Annotated in this window: 24 protein-coding genes; 11 read left to right on the top strand and 13 right to left on the bottom strand. The window is 53.8% G+C overall.

The features are described 5' to 3' along the window. Window positions 1–65 precede the first annotated feature (65 nt). A complete protein-coding gene (locus ABWV33_RS01180; RefSeq protein ID WP_353328708.1) occupies window positions 66–1,136 on the bottom strand; it encodes an SMP-30/gluconolactonase/LRE family protein in 1,071 nt (356 codons plus the stop codon). A 290-nt stretch (window positions 1,137–1,426) separates the two neighbouring features. On the opposite strand from ABWV33_RS01180, the gene ABWV33_RS01175 reads away from it, so the two are divergent. Beyond that, a complete protein-coding gene (locus tag ABWV33_RS01175) occupies window positions 1,427–2,326 on the top strand; it encodes an aspartyl/asparaginyl beta-hydroxylase domain-containing protein (RefSeq protein ID WP_353328707.1) in 900 nt (299 codons plus the stop codon). Window positions 2,327–2,381: 55 nt separating this feature from the next. Next, on the top strand, window positions 2,382–3,500 hold the full coding sequence (locus ABWV33_RS01170) for a pyridoxal phosphate-dependent aminotransferase (protein ID WP_353328705.1): 1,119 nt from the start codon (window positions 2,382–2,384) through the stop codon (window positions 3,498–3,500). On the opposite strand, the gene ABWV33_RS01165 is transcribed toward ABWV33_RS01170, so the two are convergent. Then, window positions 3,497–4,705 carry a pyridoxal-phosphate-dependent aminotransferase family protein gene (locus tag ABWV33_RS01165; protein WP_353328703.1) on the bottom strand — a complete coding sequence of 403 codons (1,209 nt, stop codon included), beginning with the start codon at window positions 4,703–4,705 and terminating at the stop codon, window positions 3,497–3,499. The genes ABWV33_RS01170 and ABWV33_RS01165 overlap by 4 nt on opposite strands. A 165-nt stretch (window positions 4,706–4,870) precedes the next feature. Here ABWV33_RS01165 and ABWV33_RS01160 point away from each other — a divergent pair, with 165 nt between their 5' ends. Then, window positions 4,871–6,730, top strand: a complete 1,860-nt coding sequence (locus ABWV33_RS01160) for an ABC transporter ATP-binding protein (protein WP_353328701.1) — start codon at window positions 4,871–4,873, stop codon at window positions 6,728–6,730. Between the two features lie 322 nt (window positions 6,731–7,052). On the opposite strand, the gene ptsP is transcribed toward ABWV33_RS01160, so the two are convergent. Together ptsP and ABWV33_RS01150 are read right to left on the bottom strand one after the other, a co-directional pair. Further along, window positions 7,053–9,296 (bottom strand): phosphoenolpyruvate--protein phosphotransferase, encoded by a 2,244-nt coding sequence (gene ptsP, locus ABWV33_RS01155; protein WP_113821729.1) that lies wholly within the window; start codon window positions 9,294–9,296, stop codon window positions 7,053–7,055. 45 nt (window positions 9,297–9,341) lie between these two features. Beyond that, a complete protein-coding gene (locus ABWV33_RS01150) occupies window positions 9,342–10,580 on the bottom strand; it encodes an aspartate kinase (RefSeq protein ID WP_353328699.1) in 1,239 nt (412 codons plus the stop codon). A gap of 182 nt (window positions 10,581–10,762) precedes the next feature. On the opposite strand from ABWV33_RS01150, the gene ABWV33_RS01145 reads away from it, so the two are divergent. Further along, a complete protein-coding gene (locus ABWV33_RS01145) occupies window positions 10,763–11,125 on the top strand; it encodes a hypothetical protein (RefSeq protein WP_113821732.1) in 363 nt (120 codons plus the stop codon). Window positions 11,126–11,148: 23 nt separating this feature from the next. On the opposite strand, the gene ABWV33_RS01140 is transcribed toward ABWV33_RS01145, so the two are convergent. From ABWV33_RS01140 to ABWV33_RS01120, 5 genes are all read right to left on the bottom strand, one after another. After that, window positions 11,149–11,787, bottom strand: coding sequence for an SDR family NAD(P)-dependent oxidoreductase (locus ABWV33_RS01140; protein ID WP_121999537.1), 639 nt, complete (start codon window positions 11,785–11,787; stop codon window positions 11,149–11,151). 3 nt (window positions 11,788–11,790) lie between these two features. Beyond that, window positions 11,791–12,276: a DUF1178 family protein gene (locus ABWV33_RS01135; protein WP_121999536.1), complete on the bottom strand. Its 486-nt coding sequence runs from the start codon at window positions 12,274–12,276 to the stop codon at window positions 11,791–11,793. 79 nt (window positions 12,277–12,355) lie between these two features. Further along, window positions 12,356–12,820 carry an NUDIX hydrolase gene (locus ABWV33_RS01130; protein ID WP_353328696.1) on the bottom strand — a complete coding sequence of 155 codons (465 nt, stop codon included), beginning with the start codon at window positions 12,818–12,820 and terminating at the stop codon, window positions 12,356–12,358. A gap of 119 nt (window positions 12,821–12,939) precedes the next feature. Beyond that, window positions 12,940–13,710 carry an EcsC family protein gene (locus tag ABWV33_RS01125; protein WP_353328694.1) on the bottom strand — a complete coding sequence of 257 codons (771 nt, stop codon included), beginning with the start codon at window positions 13,708–13,710 and terminating at the stop codon, window positions 12,940–12,942. Window positions 13,711–13,764: 54 nt separating this feature from the next. After that, window positions 13,765–14,253: a GNAT family N-acetyltransferase gene (locus ABWV33_RS01120; protein ID WP_121999534.1), complete on the bottom strand. Its 489-nt coding sequence runs from the start codon at window positions 14,251–14,253 to the stop codon at window positions 13,765–13,767. A gap of 81 nt (window positions 14,254–14,334) precedes the next feature. On the opposite strand from ABWV33_RS01120, the gene ABWV33_RS01115 reads away from it, so the two are divergent. Continuing rightward, window positions 14,335–14,940: a flavin reductase family protein gene (locus ABWV33_RS01115; RefSeq protein WP_353328692.1), complete on the top strand. Its 606-nt coding sequence runs from the start codon at window positions 14,335–14,337 to the stop codon at window positions 14,938–14,940. A 109-nt stretch (window positions 14,941–15,049) separates the two neighbouring features. On the opposite strand, the gene ABWV33_RS01110 is transcribed toward ABWV33_RS01115, so the two are convergent. Next, entirely contained in the window at window positions 15,050–16,711 is a 1,662-nt protein-coding gene (locus tag ABWV33_RS01110) for a SulP family inorganic anion transporter (RefSeq protein ID WP_113821738.1), read from the bottom strand. A 179-nt stretch (window positions 16,712–16,890) separates the two neighbouring features. Between ABWV33_RS01110 and ABWV33_RS01105 the strand changes: the two genes are divergently transcribed. Then, the gene (locus ABWV33_RS01105) at window positions 16,891–17,445 is read left to right on the top strand and encodes a hypothetical protein (RefSeq protein ID WP_353328690.1); all 555 of its coding nucleotides are present in this window, start codon (window positions 16,891–16,893) and stop codon (window positions 17,443–17,445) included. A 76-nt stretch (window positions 17,446–17,521) separates the two neighbouring features. Here ABWV33_RS01105 and ABWV33_RS01100 read toward each other — a convergent pair whose 3' ends face one another. Further along, complete coding sequence (locus tag ABWV33_RS01100; RefSeq protein ID WP_113821740.1) at window positions 17,522–18,019, bottom strand: lactoylglutathione lyase family protein; 498 nt, start codon at window positions 18,017–18,019, stop codon at window positions 17,522–17,524. A gap of 286 nt (window positions 18,020–18,305) precedes the next feature. On the opposite strand from ABWV33_RS01100, the gene ABWV33_RS01095 reads away from it, so the two are divergent. Together ABWV33_RS01095 and ABWV33_RS01090 are read left to right on the top strand one after the other, a co-directional pair. Then, the gene (locus ABWV33_RS01095; RefSeq protein ID WP_353328688.1) at window positions 18,306–19,181 is read left to right on the top strand and encodes an S-methyl-5'-thioadenosine phosphorylase; all 876 of its coding nucleotides are present in this window, start codon (window positions 18,306–18,308) and stop codon (window positions 19,179–19,181) included. A gap of 89 nt (window positions 19,182–19,270) precedes the next feature. Next, entirely contained in the window at window positions 19,271–19,900 is a 630-nt protein-coding gene (locus tag ABWV33_RS01090; protein WP_353328686.1) for a LysE family translocator, read from the top strand. Here ABWV33_RS01090 and ABWV33_RS01085 read toward each other — a convergent pair. Next, window positions 19,897–20,070, bottom strand: a complete 174-nt coding sequence (locus ABWV33_RS01085) for a hypothetical protein (RefSeq protein WP_162930757.1) — start codon at window positions 20,068–20,070, stop codon at window positions 19,897–19,899. The genes ABWV33_RS01090 and ABWV33_RS01085 overlap by 4 nt on opposite strands. A gap of 338 nt (window positions 20,071–20,408) precedes the next feature. Here ABWV33_RS01085 and ABWV33_RS01080 point away from each other — a divergent pair, with 338 nt between their 5' ends. Continuing rightward, on the top strand, window positions 20,409–20,948 hold the full coding sequence (locus ABWV33_RS01080; RefSeq protein ID WP_121999527.1) for an adenine phosphoribosyltransferase: 540 nt from the start codon (window positions 20,409–20,411) through the stop codon (window positions 20,946–20,948). 54 nt (window positions 20,949–21,002) lie between these two features. Here ABWV33_RS01080 and ABWV33_RS01075 read toward each other — a convergent pair whose 3' ends face one another. Beyond that, complete coding sequence (locus ABWV33_RS01075) at window positions 21,003–21,605, bottom strand: uracil-DNA glycosylase family protein (protein WP_502930887.1); 603 nt, start codon at window positions 21,603–21,605, stop codon at window positions 21,003–21,005. Between the two features lie 517 nt (window positions 21,606–22,122). Between ABWV33_RS01075 and ABWV33_RS01070 the strand changes: the two genes are divergently transcribed. Further along, window positions 22,123–22,782, top strand: coding sequence for an ABC transporter ATP-binding protein (locus ABWV33_RS01070; RefSeq protein WP_113821745.1), 660 nt, complete (start codon window positions 22,123–22,125; stop codon window positions 22,780–22,782). After that, window positions 22,760–24,490, top strand: a complete 1,731-nt coding sequence (locus ABWV33_RS01065) for a KpsE/RkpR family capsule polysaccharide export protein (RefSeq protein ID WP_353328684.1) — start codon at window positions 22,760–22,762, stop codon at window positions 24,488–24,490. Before ABWV33_RS01070 ends, ABWV33_RS01065 begins: the two co-directional genes overlap by 23 nt. Window position 24,491 lies beyond the last annotated feature (1 nt).

The raw sequence follows: 24,491 nt of genomic DNA, 5'->3' as shown, positions 1-24,491 counted from the left end.
CTTTTTAATGTTGCCTATAGTTTGGCGCGAACACTCTGGTCGCACCATACAAACGTGGGGGCAGTTCAAGGCATCTCTTGGACCGGCATGCGTCCAAAGCCGCGGGAATCAAGCGTCATGACATAAAACGTATCATCAACGATCCGCGCCCCTGTCGTAATCCCCAAACGGCCATCGGGATCCTGTAACGTGCGCAAGATCTGACCCTGCGCGTCAAACTGAACGACCATGCCTCGTTCGATTGGCTTGGGGCGAACCAAAGGACCCAGACGCCAAATTACCTTGCGCAAGAACGGATAGGGCATCAGCGCCTCTGCAGGCACCCGGGGGCTGGCGAAGGCCATCCAATAAGTCCCATCCGCTTGGCGTTCCAAATTGTCAGGGTACCCTGGCAGATTGTCTAAAAACACCTCAGTTTGCCCCGCCTTGTCCCCAACCAGCCACAGCCTGTGCACCCGTGCACGTCCGGTTTCGCTAATCAAAAGAAAATCTTCATCTGGGGACAGGGCCACCCCATTGGTGTAAACGAAGCCTTCGGCAATTTTTTCAACCTTGCCGTCCACTGACCATCGGGCAACGTAGCCGGTTTGGGACTGCTCCCAAATGGTCAAAACCGACGTGGGCTTTGTTCCACCCATTGTTTCCGGATCAAATCGATCTGATGAATTTGAGAAATAGATCGTCCCATCTTGGGCCACATCCAATTGGTTGGCATAGACAATTGGTTTGCCGTCAATTTCAGAGACCACCGTTTCCAAGCTGCCCGGTCCGGTCCATCGCAAAATGCCGCGAAAACTGTCAGCGATGTAGAGCGCCCCGTCTGGCCCCGCCTTAAGGCCAAGGGGCCGCCCCCCTAATTCATCAACCTTTTCCGGAGCTTCCCCATCTATGCGATACAAAACGCCTGAAAGACTGGTGGTGTAAATTGTGCCATCAGCCATGACAGCAAGATCCTCAGGCCCAATTTCGGCCCCTGGTAATTCTATAACCACAGCGGGATCCAGCCCGCGATTTTCAGCAAATACCCCCTGAAACCCTTGCGTTTCCTGTGGTTCATAAGCGACAGGCGACACAGGAACCGGCCACAGCAAAAGATACCCAAAACCGACCAAACATAGAATTAGGAGTAAGCGCATAGAATGACCTTAAGGTTGAACATGTTTCGTTGAAATCTTGCGGCTCTGCAGCACCTAACGCAACCCAAGAGTTGCCACCAAAACCCGGCAATGCCAAATGGCCAACAAGGGTAAAGACAACCCTGCAACGTTAAACGCAGTTTTCGAAAACGTACGGACGGTTTCACTCACTAAGAATGTGAACACTAAAAACCGCTCCCCCCCTTGCGATGCTTTCCTTAGCAGCACATATGCTCGCTATCTGGATCTCCCGTCTCCCCTCTTGCAGATCTTTCAGAAAGGAATTTCGAATGGGCATCGCCCTGCTTCTGATTTTTATTATGTGTTCAGTTTACGTCCAAACGCGTGGCAAGTTGCGTCACGAACTGATACGCCGCCGGATCACAGACCATGCCAATCTGTTCGCGCCGTTGAACTGTCTGTTTTACGCGTTTTCCAAGGTTCCAACGACGCCCTACCTAGACCCCGCCTTGTTCCCTGAATTGAAGCCACTACAAGATAATTGGCAAACCATCCGGGATGAGGCCATGGCCCTGAACGAGCAAGGCGCGATTAAGGCCTCTGATGATCTGGACGACATCGGTTTTAATTCGTTCTTTAAAACGGGGTGGACCCGTTTCTACCTGAAATGGTACGGCTCATCGCTCGACTCCGCTGCGAATACTTGCCCAATCACAACGAAAATGGTCGAAGACATTCCCTCGATCAAAGGGGCAATGTTCGCAAGCCTCCCTCCCGAGGCAACTCTGGTGCGCCACCGTGATCCCTTTGCCGGCTCAGTTCGCTACCACATGGGCTTGGAAACCCCAAACGACGATGGCTGTTATATTAACGTGGACGGTGAAAATTATTCATGGCGCGATGGCGAAGTCGTCATGTTTGACGAAACCTATATCCACCATGCTGCTAACACGACGGACAAGAATCGGATCGTTCTATTCCTCGATATCAAACGTCCGGTGACCTTTGCCCCCATCGACTGGGTCAACACCGTTTTTTCCAATGTGGTTATGTCTGCTTCGGCGACAAAGAACGCGCCTGGCGACAAAGTTGGCGCCGTGAACAAGGCGTTCGCGTGGATCTACAAGGGGCGTGCTTTTGGTAAAAAGATCAAAGCGTGGAACTCGACCGTCTACTATGCGATCCAATACAGCATCTACGCAGGCATCATTTACCTGATCTTCTTCTGATCGAAAACGCAGCGCGAGGCTTGCCGATGCTGTCGCGCTGCGGTTATCTGCGGGTATGAGTGATCCACGCTACACCCCGCTTGCCCAATCCTTGCCCGCAACCGTGCCCTTTGTCGGCCCCGAGACGCAAGAGCGTCAGCGCGGCGCGCCTTTTGACGCGCGTCTTGGCGCCAACGAGAATATTTTTGGTCCTTCTCCGCGTGCCATTGCCGCTATGCAAGATGCCACTGCCGATCTGTGGATGTACGGTGATCCAGAAAACTATGACCTTCGTCAGGCATTGGCGTTACATCATCGGATCCAGCCTGAAAACATCGTCGTCGGCGAAGGTATCGATGGCCTCTTGGGGTATCTCGTTCGGTTGTTGATCAACCCCGGTGATTGCGTTGTCACCTCTTTGGGTGCCTATCCCACCTTCAATTACCATGTAGCTGGTTTTGGCGGTGTGTTGCATACAGTTCCCTATGTAGACGATCACGAAGATCCCGCGTCACTGTTTGCCAAAGCAGCCGAGGTAGATGCAAAGCTTGTTTACCTCGCGAACCCCGATAATCCTATGGCAAGCTGGCATCGAGGGGCAGACATCGTCACCGCGATGGACGCGTTGCCCGAGGGGTGCCTCTTGGTGCTCGACGAAGCCTATGTCGAATGCGCCCCTAACGGAACCGCCGCACCTGTTGATATCAATGATCCCCGTGTCATCCGGATGCGCACGTTTTCCAAAGCCTACGGTTTGGCGGGCGCGCGCGTGGGCTATGCCCTAGGGGCGCCGGGGCTAATTTCAGCCTTTAACAAAGTGCGCAATCATTTTGGAATGAACCGCTCTGCGCAGGCCGGAGCCCTTGCTGCACTAGCAGATAGCGATTGGTTGACCCATGTGCAGTCTGAAATCACTAACGCGCGGGATAGGCTGAGCCAAATTGCGCACGACAACGGCCTAACACCACTGCCATCGGCCACTAATTTCGTCGCAATCGATTGTGGTCATGATGGAGCTTTTGCAAAGGCCACCCTTGATGCATTGATCGAGGCTGGCCTTTTTGTACGCATGCCATTTGCCGAACCTCAAAACCGATGCATTCGTGTCAGCTGTGGCCCGGCATCAGATCTGAATCAATTTGCTGCCGCCCTGCCGAATGCCCTGGCGGCAGCGCGCGCAGCAACTGGGCGCTAGCGCCCTGCAATTACGGCGGCGGCGGCTTCCACCGCGCCGTGACCGTGTGGAATGTCCAGTGCGCTCAGGCCCGCTTGAATACCACCAAGAACGCCCATTATCATTTGCCCGTTCACATGTCCCATGTGACCCAAGCGGAAAAAGGCGTCCCTCGCCGGGTCACCGGGTTCGGCCATGCCTAAACCAATCCCCAAGGTCAGACCCAAGTTTTTTTGAACCCAATTGCGCAGTGCTGTGCCGTTAGGTGCATCCAGACGCAAAGCTGTCACGGCATGCGATCGAAAAGTTCGATCAGTGACATTCAAACGCAACTCACCGTTCTCAGACCAAGTTTCACATGCTGCCCAGATTGCTTGCGCCAATCGCTGATGGCGGGCCCAAACATGTTCGATGCCCTCCTCATGGATCATGTCTAATGCGGCCCGTAGCCCATAAAGGTGGTGGGTTGGGGCTGTACCTCCGAAGTACTGGAAAAATTCCTCTGGGTTCGCACGAGGAACCCAATCCCAATATCTCGAAACTCGAGACATCACGGACCGTTTTGCGGCTGCTTTTTCGTTAAAGAACACAAAACCTATGCCGGGGGGCACCATCAATCCTTTTTGACTGCCCGTCACCATCACATCGACGCCCCAAGCGTCCATTTCGAACTCATCACACCCCAACGACGCGATGCAATCCGCCATTAGCAAGGCAGGGTGGCCCACCTCATCCAAAACGGCGCGCAGTGCCGGCACGTCGTTGCGGACCGAACTTGAAGTGTCCACATGCACCGCGAGCACGGCTTTGATCTGATGGCCAGCATCGGCCCGCAGTTCCTCAGCGATCTGGTCCAGATCCCAAGGGTTGGATTTGCCGAAATCCAAAACCTGAACGTCAGCCCCCAAACCCGTAGCCATTTCACCCCACCCAATACCAAATCGGCCGGTCGCAGGCACCAGAACCCGTTCGCCAGGGGCGATCACATTTGCCAGTGCCGCCTCCCACGCGCCATGACCATTCGCGATATAAATGGCCACATGATGCTTGGTGCGGGCCACACGACGCAAATCTGCCGTCAGCGGCTCCATCATGTCCAGCAATTCGCCTTCGTAAATATTTGGGGAGGCCCGATGCATCGCCCGCAATACCGCATCCGGCATCACAGATGGGCCCGGAATGGCCAGATACCCGCGACCCTGCGCGACTCTCAGATCCTGTGTCATGTCTTTGCATTCTCCTGTTAAGGCACACCCTAGCCAGGAGATGAGCAACGTCAATCAGTCTTGGCTCATAGGCGAAGCTTGCACCAAATCCCTGAGCGGATTAAATGAATTAGTCATGAGAGATGTAGCGCAGACAGATCCCTTCCCCCTCCAGAAAGCAAAACCATGAGCGCCAAACAAAAATCTTCGCGCGAGCTGTTGGGCTGGCTATGGCGTGACTATCTGCGTCACCACATCGGCGTCCTTGCCATCGCCATGTTCTTTATGCTGCTCGAAGGTTCGATGGTTGGCGCGCTGAGCTATATGATGCAACCGATGTTCGACACTGTTTTTGTGGCAGGGAACACCGATGCCCTAAAGTGGGTAAGCCTAGCTTTCCTGCTGATATTTGTGATCCGGGGCGGCGCCGGTGTTGCTCAAAAGGTGCTGCTGGCCAAAATCACACAAACCACCGCAGCTCATCTGCGCAGCGATTTGCTTCGCCGCCTGATCCAGCAAGATACCTCATTCCATCAAGAACACCCGCCCGGATTTTTGATCCAGCGTGTTCAAACGGACGTCGGAGCCGTCAACCAAGTTTGGCAGATGATCGTGACCGGCGCAGGTCGAGATGTCATTTCACTGATCGTTTTGTTGGGCGTTGCAATCAATGTTGATCTGGTCTGGACACTGATCATGCTGGTTGGCGTACCTCTCCTCCTGCTCCCCGTTGGGGCCGCACAAAAATATGTACGCAAAAAGGCTTCGGCCGCACGCGATTTGGGTGCCTCACTGGCAACGCGATTGGACGAGATTTTTCATGGGATCATCCCAATCAAACTGAACAGTCTCGAAGCGTATCAACAAAAACGCTTTGACGATCAGATGTCCTGGTTTGTACGGTCCGAGATCCGAGCCTTGTTTGGAACCGCTTCCATCACTGGGGCGATGGATGTGATGGCCGGACTTGGGTTCATGGGCGTGCTGTTTTACGGCGGCCACGAAATCATTGCCGGTGAAAAGACTGTGGGTGAATTCATGAGCTTTTTCACCGCCATCGGCCTGTTGTTTGATCCAATGCGTCGCCTCGCCTCGATGAGTGGTGCGTGGCAAGCTGCGGCTGCCGCATTAGAACGCCTTAAAGAGCTGATGGATGCACCCATAAAAATGGTCTCCCCCGCCAACCCTGTCGCCGCGCCGTCGGGGCGCCCTGAAGTTACGCTAACGAATGTTTGTCTCAACTATGGAGAGGCTAAAATCTTACGGGACCTGACCCTGACCGCTGAAGCTGGTAAAACCACGGCTTTGGTCGGGGCCTCAGGGGCGGGGAAATCGACAATCTTCAACTTGTTGACACGGTTGGTAGATCCCCAAAACGGATCTGTCCAAGTTGGCGGCATCGCCGTGCAGAATATGGCACTGCCGAAATTGCGCGATCTCTTTTCTGTCGTGACACAAGAAGCGTTGCTGTTTGACGAAAGCCTGCGTGAGAACATCCTTCTCGGTCGAACTGATGTTACGGATGAGCAATTGGAAGCGGTTCTGGACGCGGCGCATGTGTCTGACTTTCTTCCAAAACTGGCCGATGGGTTGGAGACCCTCGTTGGGCCTCGCGGCTCTGCACTATCCGGTGGTCAGCGTCAGCGTGTAGTCATTGCTCGTGCGCTGTTGCGTGACACGCCAATTCTGCTCTTGGACGAAGCAACCAGCGCGTTGGATGCCCAATCCGAAAAAGTTGTTCAAGAAGCCTTGGATCGCTTGTCAGGTGGACGTACGACCATCGTTATCGCGCACCGTTTGTCGACCATCCGAAACGCTGACAAAATCGTTGTCATGGATCGCGGCACTGTGGTTGATCAGGGCAGCCACGAGGATCTTTTGGCCCGTGGCGGTATGTATGCCGATCTGTATCGGCTTCAATTCGAAGACGGGAAAACCATCATCGATCCACAAGGGGCCGCCGCCCTTTCGTCAAGACAGCCAGATCACGACCCATCTCAAACACCGTGGCACCGCCGCTTGATGAACAAGATCTTTGGATCCTGAAGCGGTCGGGATTCCAAACCCAGCGATCGGGTAAATAGAGAAGAGTGAGCGTTGAAGATGTGCGCTCTTTCCCTTCCACCACCCATAAAGTTGAGAAAAGACATTAATCCTCAACCTTTACTCCCAACAGGTCCCCAAAAAAAGCTGTAAAAAGACAATCGAAATATCCCTCATTGATCCAATTCCACCCCTCACTGCAGGGGCTCAGGGCCAAAATACCTGAGGCCGGGAATGCCCCTTAGCCAAAAACATCGCCTCAGCTATTGATCCCAATTCATTGAGTTCAAGACTAAATTCGTGCACATAGATTGAATTCTATGGTTCAGCCTTGTGTACGCAACCACTCCATCACAGCAGGCCTTACAGATTGCTCGCCACGGTGGCGTGCGTCAGAAATAATCTTTCTGATCTCTTCAAGGTTAGATCGCAAAAGCAAGCTCTTAACAGGTCCAATTGATGCTGGCCGCATAGAAAGCGTCCGAAGCCCCATCGCAGCCAGACACAAGGCCTCGATCGGACGCCCGGCGTCTTCGCCACAAAAACTTAGTGGCGTTCCGGACAGAGCACAGCGCTCTACAATCCTTTCAATAAAGGTCAGAAAGCTCACATTAAGCGTATCATACCGCCGGCGTACCCGCTCATTCTCACGGTCAGCTGCAAAGAAGAACTGCTTTAGGTCGTTGCCCCCTATTGAAACAAACCCCACCTCGTCAAAGAACTTCTGCGGTGCAAAGGCCAACGATGGCGTTTCCAGCATCGCCCCGACCTCAATCGTTTCAGGCAGTATGTGACCAAGTTTCTTTTCGCGCGCGATTGTCTTATCCACCTCAGCACGCGCTGCGCGATACTCTTCAAACTGTGCAACAAACGGGAACATGATCGTCAAAGGCCGGCCATTCGCGGCTCGCATCAACGCCTGCAACTGCATACGCATCACGCCCGGTTTATCCAAGCCAACCCGTATCGCCCGCCACCCCAATGCAGGGTTCGGTTCATCCGTAGGCTTCATATAGGGCAGCACCTTGTCCGACCCGATGTCTAAGGTCCGAAACACAACGCGTTTGCCATGCGCCGCGTCCAATACACGGGAATACAGAGCTGACAATTCAGATCGCTTTGGCATCTGGTTGCGCACAAGAAACTGCAATTCGGTTCGAAACAGGCCAACCCCTTCGGCGCCCGAATTATCCAAGGACGGCAAATCAGCCATCAATCCCGCGTTCATCACCATGTTGATCCGCGTCCCATCACGGGTCACTGCGGGCGTATCCCGGATAGAGACATAGCGAGCCTGCGCGTCAGCTTGCATCGCAATTTTGTCTCGAAATGCAGTCACAACCGAGTCATCTGGGCGCAAGTGCACAATGCCCTGATCCCCGTCCACCATGACATGATCGCCATTCAAAGCTTCGGTCGTGATCCGTTCCGCATGAACAACCAAAGGAATCGCCAATGCACGCGCAACGATCGCTGCATGAGACCCGACCGAACCTTCTTCCAGCACGATCCCTTTAAGGGCACGTCCATATTCCAGCAATTCGCCGGGTCCAATATTCCGGGCCACCAAAATGGCATCTGCTGGATGCTCTGCCCCGGATTGAACACCTTGCCCGGTCAAAATACGCAATAGTCGGTTGCTTAGGTCGTCAAGATCGGCCAGACGCTCACGCAGATAGGGGTCGTTGACTTGCTCCATCCGCGCGCGCGCCTGTGATTGCTCTTTCTCGACGGCGGCTTCTGCACTCAACCCCCGCGAGATGTCTTCCTCCATGCGCCGCATCCAACCCTTGGAATTAGCAAACATCCGATACGCTTCTAGAACTTGCAGCTGTTCTTTGTCCCCATTTTGGGACATCTCGAGCATCTTATCTACGCCCACGCGCAGCTCTTCAACCGCACCGTTTAGGCGCTCAACTTCGCGTACCGGATCATCTGCAATAGGATTAGTGATAACGACGCGTGGTTCGTGCAACAGCACGTGTCCTTCGGCAGCGCCTTCTTGACCGGTTCCGCCACGCAACAAGACAGATTGTTGATGCAAGGGCGACAAGGCCGCACCCTCGCCCACAAAAGCACCAAGCTCGGTCATTTCAGCAATGACCATCGCAACCACTTCCAAAGCATACACTTCGTCAGCTGAAAACTCGCGCGCCTCACGAGATTGAACAACCAACACGCCCAGCTTTTCGCCAAGCCGCTGAATCGGTATCCCAAGGAAAGACGAAAACCGTTCTTCGCCGGTTTCCGGCATATAGCGGAACCCTTTGGTCGACGGAGCGTCAGGGGTATTAATAACTTTGCTGTACTTGGCCACCCGTCCGACTAGACCCTCGCCCATCCGCAGACGTGTCTGGTGGACAGACTCCGATTGCAACCCTTCGGTCGCACAGAGCTCTAAAGTATCAGAATCACGGAACAAATAGACCGAGCAGACTTCGCTGCCCATACTGTCCGCAATCAAATGGGTGATCTTATCCAAGCGCGCTTGACCAGCGTCATCGCTGGCCATCGCTTCACGCAGCCGACCAAGCAGCTTGCGGGATTCACTTTCTGTGCCGTCCGCCATGGGCCTGTCACCTTATCTCAGTCAGGCAGGCCCTTGGCGTTTTGCTCAGGCTGCCTTGTCCAGTTCAAAAGCATCATGCAGTGCCTGAACAGCAAGTTCCATGTATTTCCGATCAATCAATACGGAAATTTTTATCTCAGAGGTTGTAATGACCTTGATATTAATACCCTCATCCGAGAGCACCTTGAACATTTTGGCCGCAACACCGGACTGGGACCGCATGCCGATACCAACGACAGACACTTTTGCCACATCCGTATCTGCAATCAATTCAGCATAGTTCAACTCACCCGCATCCTTGATCGCCAACAGCGATTTCTCAGCGCGTGCCACCTGGTCTGTAGGGCAGCTAAAGGTCATATCAGTGCGACCTTCTTCTGAAATGTTCTGCACGATCATATCAACGTTGACGCCACCATCGGACAGCGCGTTAAAGATCGTGGCGGCAATGCCAGGGCGATCCGCAACCGACAACAAGGTCATCTTGGCTTCGTCGCGGGAATAGGCCACACCGGCCACAACATTGGATTCCATGATTTCCTCCTCGTCGCAGACCAGCGTACCGGCCTCGTCAGATTGTTCTTCAAAGCTTGAGAGAACACGCAGTTTCACTTTGTAGCGCATCGCCAGCTCGACCGAACGGGTTTGCAACACTTTGGCCCCCAATGAGGCCAGTTCGAGCATTTCCTCGAACGAGATCTTGTCCAGCTTACGCGCTTTGTCACAGATGCGCGGGTCAGTGGTATAGACACCATCCACATCAGTATAGATATCACAGCGATCTGCTTCAAATGCAGCAGCAAACGCAACTGCTGTAGTATCTGAACCACCACGTCCTAGCGTTGTGATCCGCCCTTCAGGACTGATACCCTGAAAACCAGCCACGACGGCGACTTTCATGCCCTCGGCGAACTTCTCGTTGATGTTTTTGGTCGGAATCTCATCAATCCGGGCCTGGCTGTGGGCACTGGTGGTCAAAAGCGGCACCTGCCACCCCTGCCAGCTGCGCGCGGGAACATCCATTTCCTGCAAAGTCAGCGCCATCAGCCCAGCTGTGACGTTTTCACCAGAAGAGACAACGGCATCATATTCCCTTGCATCATACAACGGTGATGTTTCATTGACCCAGCCCACCATCTCGTTCGTCTTACCTGACATGGCAGAAACTATGACGATGACATCATAGCCCTTGGCAACTTCAACGCCGATGCGTTTTGCCGCACGGCGGATACGATCCAGGTTGGCGACAGATGTGCCGCCGAATTTCATTACGAGTGTTGGCATGGGGTTTAATATCTCCGCGCCCTAGCTTCAGGTTTCACGCGTCATAAGCGAGGGGGTGCTCAAGAGCAAGTGGGCAGCGTCTGTGTTAGCGTCATCGGCCCGTGATTATTGCGCCTTTGCTTTACACCACCCCATCGCAATGACAAATTGAGGCCAACGCTTTCAACCCAACAGGATTTCCCATGCGCTTGCTTTCAGCCGTAGTCACACTTGCTCTTTTGTCAACACAAGCTCAAGCCGCAGGCGGGTCTGTGTCTGGGACCGACGGATCAAATGCCCTTGGCACGCTCCCCTGTGCGGCAATTGCAGGTCAGCCCATTCAAAACTGCCATGCTGAACTGATCCGCAGAGATGCACAGAATGTGACGATCAACGTCCTTTTGCCTACCGGCGAAACACGAAACATCTATTTCACGGATGGTGAACCGACGGCTTCCAATTCCACCGCCAAGATCACCAGTGAGGTTCAGGGCGACGTCATGCGCGTCTTTATCGAACCGGGCGAAGTGTTCCAGATTTCAACACGGGCCGTCGCCAACCAATAATCAGCGCCCAAAAGGCTTCACGTTCAATAGGCGTGAGGCCGACCATCCCAGGTTTCAAAACACCCGGATGTGTTGCTGTTTAAAGCCTCAAATCGCGCCAGTAGCCCATCCGCGGATGCGTCCACGGTAATATCGCCAGCTTCGCCGCCCATGTCGGTCTTTACCCACCCTGGATGATAGATGCCAACCGCGATCCCGTCGGTTTCCAAATCCTTAGATAAGTTGCGACCAAGGTTCAACGCAGCCGCTTTTGAAGCGCGGTAAATATAGCTGCCACCGGGCGCGCGTGTATGTGATGCCATTTGCGAGCTGATAATCGCAATTTTACCCTTGGCGGCTCTTAGATTGGGCAAAAGGGCTTGTACTGTTAGAAAAACACCCGTCACGTTGGCCGCAAATGACTGCGCCCACATCTCTGGGGCATACCCATCAATGGATTGACCTTTGTCCAGATAGACCCCCGCATTACAAATCAGCAGATCAATGGGTTGCCCGTTCAATTTTTGGGCCATATCTGCATGCTGAGCCGTATCAGTCACATCCAATGTCACCGCCTCACTGCCGTCACGTGCCGTTCCGGTGACTGAATGCCCAGCCGCGCGATACCGCTCTGCCATAGCTTTGCCGATCCCGCGATTGGCCCCTGTAATTACAACATGCATTGATCAATTTGTCTTTCTGTTAGGACGAAATGGCAAAGGTGCAACTGGCACACCTTCTTCAATTAGGGCTTTAGCCTCTTCAATTTTGGCTTCACCATAGATTGATCGGGATGGGGCATCCCCAACGTGCATGGCACGCGCTTCTTCCGCAAAATTCTCACCAACATAGTCCGAATTCGTTTCAACTTGCTTGCGCAACTCGGTCACCGCTTTTTCAAGCTCCGACGCGGGCTGGCTCAAAAGTCCCGGCTTTGGCGGCGCAGGCATCTCAACCACAGGAGCGGCTTCCTGCTGTTCAGAGACGATGGCGGACACCGCGCTGCGTGCAGGGCGCACTCGGGGTGTCATGATTGCTTTTTCGACCTGACTGCTGCCGCATTCCACACACGACACCATCCCAGCTTTTGCCAGTTTTTCATAAGCCTCTGCAGACTGGAACCAACTATCAAAGCTATGGCCGTCGCAGCATTTCAATGCATATTGAATCATCGTCTACCCACGTTACAGGATCGCCGATAGATATCCACACCCGAATGAAGATCAAGCCTCTCGTTTGCCTTTCGGGCAGTTAATGTAAAATGCGCGGGTCAAACTTGCGGATCATTTGGGCAAGTTCAGGTTCAGTCACACGCGCTGCTGCCTTTTTAGGCGAAAACCAGCGCCGGTGACGTTGACTCCGTTCTGGGAATTTTTCAGCCAATCGTTTCACTTTGATCGGGAACACTTCAACAAGGCACGGGGCTTCGTTGCCGTCAGACATTACTTTGAAATGGAAAAAATGCCCCAAGCTGCGCGATCTGCAATTACCGATAACACCGGCTTCTTCCCAAGCTTCTTGCGCAGCAGTTCCTGCCGCATCCCGATCCGACATCGGCCAGCCTTTGGGAACAATCCAGCGACCGGTTCGACGCGAGGTGATCAACAAAACACGCAATTTACCATTATCGAATCGGTAACACAGAGCGCCCATTTGGCTACAGATTCCTGTCCGTGGTAAGCGACCCAACACCTTGGTTGAACTCTTCATAGTCATGCGACCCTCCTTTTAGGATGGTACACACCTATCGTGTCAGATCCGCTACATTTGTGTAACAAAAATCTATATCTTGTATGCTTGCAACGCACGGACACCCAAATGTGATGCAACCGAGGTCAACTCGACTTAGTCCGAATGCGGCGCTGCATCCGCTCTTCCAGCCGCATAACCAGGTCTTCGTTCGACAGATCAGCATCAATCGCCAGGCGCCGCATGCCAAAATGGACATGGGCAATCTGTTGGTAGTATTTTGTGTAGGTGTAGTTCACGCTGGCCCCTGCTACCGCACCAAGAACGGGAACTGTTTGCAGCGCCAGCTTTTGCCCCAAGACAAAGGCCAGTTTTGGCGCAACCGCAGTAATCAAGGATTGCATCGCGCTGCCCGTCAGCGTCAAACGCAGGGACAGGAAGCTTAGATCCGCACCGTCGTCCATCGCCAAGGGACCGGCGGCAGAAAACACCCGGACACAATCAAATTGCACATTCTCGGCATCTGGATCAAACCCATGATTGGCCGCCACGCCTTGGATTGCGCGCATCAAAACAGCGGTTGTTGCAGGCAATTCGACCAAAGCCGCGGGTAAGCCCCCAAACCCACCAGCTGCGCCCATTGCTGTGGTGACGGCTGTGTTGACCCATTCCTTTTGATCCGGCACCGCGGTTCGTGAATGCTGTGCCGCTTGCATTGCTAAGAACAGCGCACGCTCAGTTGCATCGCCTAGTCCATCGCGCACTGGCTCAGGCAGCTTCTCCAAAATACCTTCTACCTTGCCCCCCAGAAGGTTGAGAAGTTTCACTCCTGCCCCTCCAGCTGCCTGATAATGCGCGGCAATCCGATCTAGCTCGGCTTCTGTGTCGATCGGGGCAATCAGTGCAATATCTGTCATCTCGGCTCCTAACTCTGTTCCAAGATTGGTACGCTGACCGCCAATTTCAACGGCTTAGCGCGTCCACCGGGTCACCTGCCCCGTCACATCAGACCAGCCCCCAGCGGCCTGATCAAACCCTAAAATTCGCTCAGGATTGGTCGGCGGTGGCATGTCCACACCGTCCAGTCGCGTGAAGCCAAAGCGTTGATAATAGGGCGCATCCCCGACCAGCATGACCCGTTTCCAGCCATAGGTCTTAGAGGCCTCTAGCCCCTCAAAAATGAGATAACCGCCCAGTCCTTCACCTTGGTGGGTTGGGTGAACAGCCACGGGCCCAAGCAACAACGCATCCTCTGCCCCAACGTGCACGGGCCAGAACCGGATAGCGCCTGCCAATATTCCATGCTCATCTCTGGCGACCAAAGATAATTCAGCGACTGGGGGCACGTCATCCCTAAGACGATAAGACGACAACGCCTCGCGTCCGGGAGCAAAACACAGATCATATAACGCCTCGACTTCCCACCAGTCGTCCGGCTGTTCCCGCTTAATTTCGATCACTGACGTGCCTGCTTTTCTTTTAACCGTGGCAATCGGCCTATCACTTCACTACCTCTTGGGCAAACGCTAGGAGAGAGACAGATGTTTTATCGCCCTCAGGAGGGTCATGGCCTTCCCCATAACCCGTTCAACGCATTGATCACACCGCGCCCAATTGGCTGGATCTCTTCCCGTAATAATCAGGGGACCAACAACCTTGCCCCCTATTCGTTTTTTAACGGCGTTGCCTATGAACCACCCCAGGTCATGTTTGCCAGCACGGGTGCCAAATCAGACCAGAACAACACCAAAGACAGCCTTGCGAACATCGAAGACACCGGCGTTTTCTGTGTCAACATAGTTGAATTCGCCATGCGCGACGCGATGAATGCAAGCTCTGCCGCACTGGACAAAGACTTCGATGAGTTTGAACACGCTGGTCTGACCCCCGTCGACTGTGAAACCATTGATTGCGCGCGCGTCGCTGGCGTCCCTGCCGCACTCGAATGCAAGCTCACCCAGATCACAACATTGCCGGGACAATCCAATCGTGTCGCGTTTGGAGAGGTTGTTGGCATTCACTTGCGGGATGATTGTCTGCGCGATGGGATCTTTGATGTGACCACTTTTAGCCCGCTCGCCCGCCTTGGTTACCGCGACTACTCGGTCGTTCGTGATCTGTTTTCACTCAGCCGCCCGGACGACTAACCTCAATAACAAAAGCGCGACCCCATAATAGGGTCGCGCTTGGAACGCCACGCAGCGCCAAATCAGGATTGAGCGCGCCCCGCAGGGGCGCTCAATTTAACAACAGCCCTTAGTGACCACCCAAAATGCCCGTTCGGACGGAATAGTTCACGGCCAACGTGTATTCGGGGTCATCGTCGCTATCGACCATCAAGTGACCTGCTTTGGTCAGCAGCTGGTGGCAATCACGACTCAAGTGGCGCAACTGGATGGATTTCCCCTCTGCCTCGTATTTCAACGCAATCGCTTCGATCGCCTGCAGTGCTGATTGATCAACTACGCGGCTACCGGCAAAATCTACGACGACTTTGTCTGGGTCAGTCTTTGGTTCAAACAATTCCGCAAAACCATCAGCCGATCCAAAGAACAATGGCCCCTGTACGCGATATACCTTGGCCCCGTCTTCGTCTTCCCCAATCTCGGCATGAATACGACGGGCGTTGTTCCACGCATACGCCAGCGCAGATACGATCACACCAACAACCACGGCAACGGCGAGGTCCTCCATCACCGTCACAACCGTCACCAGAACGATGACAAAGGCATCCGTCAACGGCACCTTGCGCATGATCTTGAACGAGTTCCACGCAAAGGTCCCGATCACGACCATGAACATAACCCCGACCAAAGCGGCCAGCGGGATCAACTCAATAATGGGTGATCCAACAAGGATGAACAGTAACAAGAATACCGCGGCTGCAATCCCGGCAACCCGAGTGCGTCCACCAGATTTAACGTTGATCATAGACTGACCGATCATCGCACATCCGCCCATACCACCAAAGAAGCCAGTGACCGTATTGGAAACGCCCTGTGCGATACATTCTTGGCTGGCACCGCCGCGCTTGCCCGTCATTTCGCCCACAAGATTCAGCGTCAGCAGCGATTCAATCAAGCCAATAGCCGCCAGAATGACCGCATAAGGCAGGATAATTTCAAGCGTTTCCCAATTCAATGGCGCCAAAGCGGTGCCATACAGGCCCAAACCTTCGCCAAATGGGTTATGAAATTCAGGGAAACCGCCTTTGATCGAGGCCAGATCCCCAACTCGTGGCACATCCAGGCCGAAGCCGATCACCAACGCCGCAACGATACCAATTCCGGCCAGAGGGGCCGGAATGAACCGGGTAACACGGGGCATCACCCAAATGATTGCCATGGTCAAACCCACCAGACCAAGCATCAGAAGCAACGGCACTCCGGTCAACCATTCACCACCGCTCAGGCCGTGGCCCGAGTTTTCCATCGAACCGGGCACTTTGAACTGACCCATTTGGGCCAGGAAAATAACGATAGCCAACCCGTTGACAAAGCCCAACATAACCGGATGTGGCACCAGTCGGATAAATTTACCCCACTGCATGATGCCTGCAATGATCTGCAAGATCCCCATCAACACCACAGTGGCAAACAGATACTCCACCCCATGCTGCGCCACCAAGGCCACCATCACAACAGCCAACGCGCCCGTCGCACCAGAGATCATGCCAGGACGACCGCCAATCAATGCGGTGATCAATCCAACCATGAACGCCGCGTACAAACCCACCAACGGGTGCACACCTGCAACAAAGGCAAAGGCCACCGCTTCGGGCACCAGCGCCAGTGCTACAGTCAAACCCGACAGCAATTCGATCCGAACCCGGGCGACGCTAAAACCTTCGTCAGGCATCCAACGCAAATCAGGGTAGTCAAGACGGCTGGCAAACGCAGCCAAAAGGGCTCGGGGCATGGGCGGGTTCCTATGGATAGTGGGTTCGCGGCGTTGAGGTGCACATGCCAATCACGAAAGCAGTCGACCTCTGAGGTTGGCATCAGATAGCGCGCAGCCCATACCATACCCTAGCACAAAATCCACCCCTCTCACCAACGTGACTTGCATCCCAATGACCTAATCGCCAAGCCTGAGCTATGCGATGGATCATTCTTCTCTCCCTTTTGGGATCCGCCGTTTCGGCGCAAGACCTGCAAGGCAACGACACCCCCGGCAATTGGCGGGTAACGCATCATCAGATTTTTGGGATCTGGAACTCTATGTGCGACGAACGCGAAGAACATGGCGCGCTCAAGCAGAGGTGCTATCTGCGCCGCGTCGATGTGTTTTCTCAAGCCCCCAAATTCGCAGCGCAATTCATATTCATCACGCCAGAACCCAGCGGTTACAAAATTGACTTTGGGATGGAGTTTGGCACGCTATTTCACCCCGGCGGGTTCCGGATAGAAACCATGCAAGGTGATATTTGGCGCACACGTTTACCCGGGTGCCTCACCGGCTTGAGTTGCACTTTTACTGGAAAGGACGCTCAAATCTTGATCGACAGCATGGGGGATGGAGAGGCATTCAGGTTCACATTCCGCGACAGCCACGGGCAATCCCAAGACCTCAGCTGGCCATTACAGACCTTTGATTCCGCTTGGGTTGATTTCCAAACCCAAGCAAAATCACGTGGGCTTATCCAAGAATAGCGATCTAATCTGACGGATGTTGGCCTAGGATCACAACAGCAAAGAACCAAAATAATATGGATCAGTTGCTCACCAGTCAGGTGTAGGCACCTGACGAATACGTCAATTCATAAGAATGACTGTAAAGTTCGAACACGATGCCAAACGGGTCTTCTACATAGACCATGCGATATGGCTTTTCGTCGGGGTAATAGTACCGGATCGGCATCCTTTGCTTTCCGCCGGCACTTACAATCTTCTCCACAAGTCCCTCAACATCTGGGTCTTGAATGCAAAAATGGAATGTACCGTTTCGGCGAAAATCTATGTTGTTCTCTGGTGCGTAATTTCCGTCGAACTCAAAAATTTCGATGCCAACCCGATCGGCTGTGGCAAGATGTGCAATACGCAACTTTTTCCAATCAGGGCCAAAAACATCAGAACACATAGTTCCAATATCACTGTCATCTTCGACCACGTCAGTCGGTGGCATAATGACATAAAACCCAAGCACTTCGGAGTAAAATTTCACCGCTGCATCTACATCTGGCACTGAAAGCCCGATGTGAGAAAACGTTCTAGGATGTGGTGGCATTTAAAATCCCTTTTCAATAAAAGCTAAGTCCTTTTTTAAACCTAACTTTCTGAGCAATGAAAACAAGCTTGGCCTTTGTACCGCCTTTGGTCAAATAGGTGCATTGCCAACTGACAGCCTTCATGCTTCGCAAGGGTCCCGCCAAAATGGTTCCCAGCCCTTGTTGACATTCAACGCAACACAGAAATGTTGAGCAATCCGCCCACAAATCCGACACCTTGCCAAATGTCTGGCAACCCGCCACACATTTCTTCAGAATTTGACCAACAAGGCAGGGAGCACCCCCGTGAGCACCAAAACCAAAATCGCCGTCATCGGCGGCTCGGGCATCTATGAAATCGACGGGCTTGAAGGCGCGGAATGGGTTACTGTTGAAAGCCCTTGGGGCGCCCCGTCTGATCAAATCCTCACCGGGTCATTGAATGGCGTCGAAATGGCGTTTCTGCCACGCCATGGACGTGGCCACATACATTCCCCGACCGAAGTCCCTTATCGCGCCAACATTGATGCCCTCAAACGGCTCGGCGTAACGGACGTGATTTCAGTCTCAGCCTGCGGTTCGTTCCGCGAAGAGATGGCGCCGGGTGACTTTGTCGTTGTCGACCAATTCATCGACCGCACATTTGCGCGCGAAAAATCCTTTTTTGGAACCGGCTGCGTCGCGCATGTGAGTGTTGCGCATCCAACCTGCCCGCGCTTGTCGGACGCCTGCGAAACCGCAGCCCGTGATGCAGGGATCAATGTCCATCGGGGCGGCACCTATCTTGCTATGGAAGGACCACAGTTTTCAACGCTGGCGGAATCCAAAATGTATCGCGAACATTGGGGGGCTGACGTGATTGGCATGACCAACATGCCCGAGGCCAAACTCGCCCGCGAAGCCGAACTTTGTTATGCCTCTGTCGCCATGGTCACAGACTATGATAGCTGGCACCCAGATCACGGCGAAGTCGACGTCACCGCCATCATTGCCACCCTGACGGGCAACGCCGAAAAGGGCCGCGCCTTGATCAAAGGACTACCCGCCTTGCTCGGAACCGATCGTGCGCCGTGCCCACATGGGTGTGACCGTGCCCTCGAATTCGCGATACTTACGGCACCCGAGAAACGGGACCCTGCCCTGCTTGCCAAACTTGATGCAGTGGCAGGTCGCATTTTGTAAAGCCAACAGATCTTGACACAGATGCGCGTCAGCAGCTTTCTGTGAGCGCGCATTTACACTCGCTTCACCTAGCTAGGATTCATTCTGCCATGCCGTTAGACCTCTGGCTTGCCTTTGTTGCCGCTTCAACGGCTCTTTTGCTTATTCCGGGCCCAACTGTGCTGCTGGTTCTAAGCTATGCGCTTTCGAAAGGGCGTCCTGTTGCCGTTGCTTCCGCCACTGGGGTCGCTTTGGGGGATCTGATTGCGATGACTGCATCACTGGCCGGCCTTGGCGCACTTGTTCTGACATCAGCCACCTTATTTTCGGTTCTCAAATGGGTTGGGGCTGCTTACCTGCTCTGGCTGGGATTCAAGCTTGTCGGCTCTGCCCCATCCGAGGGCCTGGGAACAGTTGACACCAAACGCGGCGTTACCCCGCGCAGTGTGTTTTTGCATGCCGCCGCTGTGACAGCGCTTAACCCTAAATCTATTGCATTTTTCATAGCATTTGTGCCGCAGTTCTTGCGCCCGGAATTGCCTCTGCTTCCTCAGTTCGCGATCTTGATTGGTACGTTTGTTGGGCTCGCAGGTTTCAATGCCCTAATTTATGCCCTGCTTGCGGATAAGCTGCGCCGCTGGGTTGGGCGCCCTAGCATTGTCACCTGGCTGACGCGCACAGGCGGTGTAACCCTGATGGCAATGGGCCTTGCAACCGCGTTCCTGCGTCGTCCCGCTTAACTGTCTGCGTTTTCCTTCATAAACCCCCGGATAAACCGACGAATTTCACGGGCTGCACTTGTATCCAACTCTTTGCACAATTCGACAAATGCATCCCGCTCGTCCTTGTCCAAACGCAGAACCAACTGAGAGTTCTTCTTCGTCGAAGCCTTACCGTCTTTTTTGCTCACGATGCCACCATCCTAGGTATCATTGACTTCAATCGATATACTTTGTATATACATTGCACATTGTTTGTCGATATTATTCAGAAATAGCAGTAATCGAGAGGGTAAGGCAATGAACCTACATGCAGCTTCTTCGCTTCTGGTACAAGATCGCAGAGACTGGCGGAAGCCTCACCTTTTGTGGCTCCCGGCTGCTCTCTATCGCCCCTTCAGTGCCAAACGTGAAAGTCGGAAATAGGCTCCAATGTCCCGCCTCTAGCGGGTCTTGTGCTTTCTAGCCCTTGAAACAGACCAAACCTTGGGTCAAACCAGCTGGGAAAAAAGCCGAGTTGAGATACCCCATGCCGAAGAAAACCACCGTTCAGGACTATATCCGCACCATCGTTGACTTTCCGCACGAAGGTATTCTGTTCCGCGATGTCACTACATTGTTTTCCGATCCCCGAGGATTTCGGATGGCAATCGACCAAATGCTGCACCCCTATGCAGGGGAACGCATCGACAAAGTCGTCGGATTGGAAGCGCGCGGTTTCATTCTGGGTGGTGCAATTGCCCACCAGCTCAGTGTGGGCTTTGTTCCAATTCGCAAAAAGGGCAAGCTGCCCGGCACCACCATCTCACAAGAGTACAAGTTGGAGTATGGCGAAGCGATTGTGGAAATCCACGATGACGCGATCCAACCCGGAGAAAAAATCTTGGTTGTCGACGACCTGCTGGCCACAGGCGGCACCGCATCTGCTGGGATCAAACTGATTGAACGTTTGGGCGGTGATATCATCTCTTGCGCGTTCATCGTTGATCTACCCGATTTGGGGGGGCGCAAAATTTTGGAAAGCATGGGCATGGATGTTCACATCCTGTGCGAGTTCGAAGGCGAATAATGCCGCAAAAATCACTGTAAGAGACCAATCTCAGAGGCGCCTAACAAGGCGCCCCTAGAGCAACGAGCGAACCTGCGCGCGCAACTGAGGCACCAACTCTGCCTCAAACCACGGGTTCTTTTTGATCCAGCCTGTGTTGCGCCACGAGGGATGGGGCAAAGGAATGACACCGACCGGTGCAGATCTCCAATTCCGCACAACCTCGGTCACAGATCCCCGCACCCCGAGATGGTATTTTTGCGCATAGCCCCCAATCAACAACGTAAGCTTCACGTCTGGTAAAGTCCCCATTACCCTTTCATGCCAGGTCTTTGCGCAAATTGGTGGTGGCGGCAGATCTGCCCCTTTGGCGTTGTACCCCGGAAAACAAAACGCGGTGGGCAAGATCGCAACTCGGCTTACGTCGTAAAATTCCTCGTTGCTCACATCCATCCACGCACGCAATCGATCCCCCGAGGGATCAGTGAACGGCTTTCCCGACGCATGCACACGCGCCCCAGGCGCCTGCCCTGCAACCAGAATACGCGCGGTTGCCGACAACCAGACGATCGGGCGGGGATGATGTGCAGTTGATGTTTTTGCAAACCGGTCAGAACACAGCTGGCAGCCCCGTATCGCTCGGAATAAGTCGGGTTCCTCGGCTTTGACCGTCATCATTGTAGCCCCAATAACAAAACCACCACACATCCACGAGACTTCAAAACTCGCTGCAGCCTAGACAGAGGGACCCATGCCCCGATCCCCGTCAAGCCAAGTCTGTTCACCTTTCCGCAATCTCATCATCGGCATCGCCGCAAATTCAGTTCCCTCACAATCTGAATAGCTTGCATTTTAAGCAACCTCCCCCCATCTCAAGGGCTAGAAATGTGCCAAACATTTGATGTAAGGCCAGTGATGTTGCCAATTGCGACTCGGCAATGCTACCGAGGCCAAACTGTAATCAATTTGGAAACAAATTGACGCATTCCTCGCAGCAAAACCGGGAAATTCAGGCCAGTTTCCGCCCTTGCCCAGCCCGAACCGCGCCGACATTGAATATTTGTTTCACATTTCGACATAATGTAGCCAAAATCGCCCCGTAGTCTAACTTCATACCCCCAAACCAAAAGGGGGAGGCGCCCGCGCAGAGATGCCAGCGCTCGCAACCAAAACCATAGGCCGCAGCAGATAGAGCATGCTAGAGTTCGATAGTGTCAGTAAATCCTTTTGGACCGGATCCCAACGCAAGGTGATTCTGGATCGCGTTTCCTTTCGCGTAGAATTGGGAACGTCTTTGGGTGTTCTTGCCCCAAACGGGACCGGGAAAACCACCTTGGTCAACATGATGGCCGGCTTAGAAAAACCCGACGAGGGGGTTATTCGCCGCGGTTGCAATATCTCTTTCCCGCTCGGCTTTATGGGCGGCGTAGTCAAACGCGTTTCGGCGATGGAAAATTCGCGCTATATTGCAAAGCTTTATGGGCTTGATCCCGACTATGTAGAGGCGTATTGCCGGTGGCTCTGTGGCTTGGGCGAATACTTTGACCAGCCGCTTGGAACCTACTCGGCGGGCATGCGGGCTCGATTTTCTTTTGCACTGATGTTGGCGCTGGATTTCGATATGTACCTGATTGATGAGGGGATGCCTTCGTCCACCGACGTAGAATTCAACAAAAAGGCTGGGTCGATCCTCGAAGAGCGATTGCGTACGACAACGATTGTTATCGTTTCCCACCAGCCCGCGACGTTGGAAAAATTTGCCAAAAAGGCGGCGGTTCTTACAGACGGCCATCTGCACATGTTTGATTCCTTGGAAGAAGCGAAACAGCTCTATGACTACGAAACCCAAGGCTAAGAAATTTCGCATTCGTCGCAGCGCCGCCCCCGGCGGAACGTCCGGCAGTGCTGACAGCGCAAGCGCTGGTGTGCGTCCTGCGGCCGCGCAAGCCGCACAACCTGCTGCGACGCCCCCCCCTACCAACGTCACTGAACAGCAACGTGCGTCAAGTGAACGATCGCAAGCCGAGCCGCGGCCCAAGCCGAGCCCTCAACCCACCCCTAAGGCAGCGCCTCCGCGCCCACTCAAAGGGCAGGTCGATTCAGCGCAAGCCGTCGAATCCGAAAACACGATTGATGCGATCAAACGCGAAGGTTTGACAGGCCGCCAGTTGCGAATGGCCCGGCGCGTCGCCCAAAAACACAACTTGCCTGCAACTTCCGACTATGATGCGGTTCGCCTGTTGCGCGAAAAAGGCATTGACCCGTTCAAACGATCCAACATGCTGGAACTGGTCGTTCCTAAATCTGACGCCAACGCAGTTTCAGAAGACAGCAGCGGCGAAACCAAGGTTCAGTTACCGCAGACGCTGCAACCCGCCAAGCAAACCTTGCCCTCGACTGATCTAAGCCCTGCACAGCGGCGCGATCTGGAGATCGGTCAAATGCAACGTGACATCGCGCTGAGACGGCGCAAAAAGATGTTGCTTTTGTTAACGCGACTTTCTTTTTTCGTCATTTTGCCAACGCTGATCGTTGGGTTCTATTTCTATCGTGTGGCAACGCCAATGTACGCCTCCAAATCTGAATTCTTGATTTTGCAAGCCGACAATGCAGGTGGCGGAATCGGTGGGCTATTGTCGGGTACACAATTCGCGACCAGTCAGGACTCCATTGCAGTGCAATCCTTCTTGGAATCCAAAGAAGCCATGTTACGGCTCGACCGAGATGACGGTTTCAAAAGCCACTTTTCACAAGAATGGATTGATCCAATTCAACGGCTGCCTGTTGGCGCAAGCAACGAAGCGGCGTATAAAATCTACTCGCGCATTGTCAGCATCGGGTATGACCCGACAGAGGGCGTCATTCGCATGGAGGTGTCAGCGGCCAACCCGCAAGTCGCAGCTCAGTTTTCAACCAGCCTGATCTCTTACGCGGAACAGCGGGTCAACGACTTGTCTGAAACCAAGCGCGAAGACCAGATGCGCGATGCACGCCTGAGTTTTGAAACCGCGCAGGAAGAGCGCAGCAATGCGCAAGAGGCGCTGGTCACGCTTCAACAAAAGGGGTCGATCCTGGATCCCGAAGGGGTGATTGCGGGCAAACGGTCGCGGATTACTGGTCTCGAAGTACAAATTCAGGAAAAAGAGCTGGAACTTGCAGCGCTTCAGGACAACCCACGTCCCAACCGGGCCAAAGTGGATGGTGCCAAAGGAGACATCCAGCGCTACAAAGAACTGCTGTCTCGTCTAAACGCTGAAATGATTGATGCTTCAAACGGTGAAAACTCACTTGCCCAGCTTGCGGTCCGTATTCAGCTGTCCCAAGCCGATCTGGCATCCCGCGATATGATGTTGCAATCCGCCTTGCAGCAGATGGAAACAACCCGGATGGAAGCAAACCGGCAGGTCCGCTACCTCACTACTTCGGTGCAACCCGTCGCTAGCGAAGAAGCAAGCTATCCACGTAAATTTGAAAACACGATCCTTGCGTTTCTGCTATTCTCGGGTGTCTACCTGATGATCTCACTGACTGCTTCGATCCTCCGTGAACAGGTATCATCGTAAA

Source organism: Phaeobacter sp. NW0010-22, from assembly GCF_040365955.1.
Lineage (GTDB): Bacteria > Pseudomonadota > Alphaproteobacteria > Rhodobacterales > Rhodobacteraceae > OMPR01.
Note: the sequence above shows the minus strand (reverse complement) of the source record. Positions and strands in the feature narration are given on the sequence as shown.

Bases quoted from the DNA above. Each gene is read 5' to 3' on its own strand.
- ABWV33_RS01180 (WP_353328708.1), bottom strand. From the start codon at position 1,136: ATGCGCTTACTCCTAATTCTATGTTTGGTCGGTTTTGGGTATCTTTTG.
- ABWV33_RS01175 (WP_353328707.1), top strand. From the start codon at position 1,427: ATGGGCATCGCCCTGCTTCTGATTTTTATTATGTGTTCAGTTTACGTC.
- ABWV33_RS01170 (WP_353328705.1), top strand. From the start codon at position 2,382: ATGAGTGATCCACGCTACACCCCGCTTGCCCAATCCTTGCCCGCAACC.
- ABWV33_RS01165 (WP_353328703.1), bottom strand. From the start codon at position 4,705: ATGACACAGGATCTGAGAGTCGCGCAGGGTCGCGGGTATCTGGCCATT.
- ABWV33_RS01160 (WP_353328701.1), top strand. From the start codon at position 4,871: ATGAGCGCCAAACAAAAATCTTCGCGCGAGCTGTTGGGCTGGCTATGG.
- ptsP (WP_113821729.1), bottom strand. From the start codon at position 9,296: ATGGCGGACGGCACAGAAAGTGAATCCCGCAAGCTGCTTGGTCGGCTG.
- ABWV33_RS01150 (WP_353328699.1), bottom strand. From the start codon at position 10,580: ATGCCAACACTCGTAATGAAATTCGGCGGCACATCTGTCGCCAACCTG.
- ABWV33_RS01145 (WP_113821732.1), top strand. From the start codon at position 10,763: ATGCGCTTGCTTTCAGCCGTAGTCACACTTGCTCTTTTGTCAACACAA.
- ABWV33_RS01140 (WP_121999537.1), bottom strand. From the start codon at position 11,787: ATGCATGTTGTAATTACAGGGGCCAATCGCGGGATCGGCAAAGCTATG.
- ABWV33_RS01135 (WP_121999536.1), bottom strand. From the start codon at position 12,276: ATGATTCAATATGCATTGAAATGCTGCGACGGCCATAGCTTTGATAGT.
- ABWV33_RS01130 (WP_353328696.1), bottom strand. From the start codon at position 12,820: ATGACTATGAAGAGTTCAACCAAGGTGTTGGGTCGCTTACCACGGACA.
- ABWV33_RS01125 (WP_353328694.1), bottom strand. From the start codon at position 13,710: ATGACAGATATTGCACTGATTGCCCCGATCGACACAGAAGCCGAGCTA.
- ABWV33_RS01115 (WP_353328692.1), top strand. From the start codon at position 14,335: ATGTTTTATCGCCCTCAGGAGGGTCATGGCCTTCCCCATAACCCGTTC.
- ABWV33_RS01110 (WP_113821738.1), bottom strand. From the start codon at position 16,711: ATGCCCCGAGCCCTTTTGGCTGCGTTTGCCAGCCGTCTTGACTACCCT.
- ABWV33_RS01105 (WP_353328690.1), top strand. From the start codon at position 16,891: ATGCGATGGATCATTCTTCTCTCCCTTTTGGGATCCGCCGTTTCGGCG.
- ABWV33_RS01100 (WP_113821740.1), bottom strand. From the start codon at position 18,019: ATGCCACCACATCCTAGAACGTTTTCTCACATCGGGCTTTCAGTGCCA.
- ABWV33_RS01090 (WP_353328686.1), top strand. From the start codon at position 19,271: ATGCCGTTAGACCTCTGGCTTGCCTTTGTTGCCGCTTCAACGGCTCTT.
- ABWV33_RS01080 (WP_121999527.1), top strand. From the start codon at position 20,409: ATGCCGAAGAAAACCACCGTTCAGGACTATATCCGCACCATCGTTGAC.
- ABWV33_RS01075 (WP_502930887.1), bottom strand. From the start codon at position 21,605: ATGATGACGGTCAAAGCCGAGGAACCCGACTTATTCCGAGCGATACGG.
- ABWV33_RS01070 (WP_113821745.1), top strand. From the start codon at position 22,123: ATGCTAGAGTTCGATAGTGTCAGTAAATCCTTTTGGACCGGATCCCAA.
- ABWV33_RS01065 (WP_353328684.1), top strand. From the start codon at position 22,760: ATGACTACGAAACCCAAGGCTAAGAAATTTCGCATTCGTCGCAGCGCC.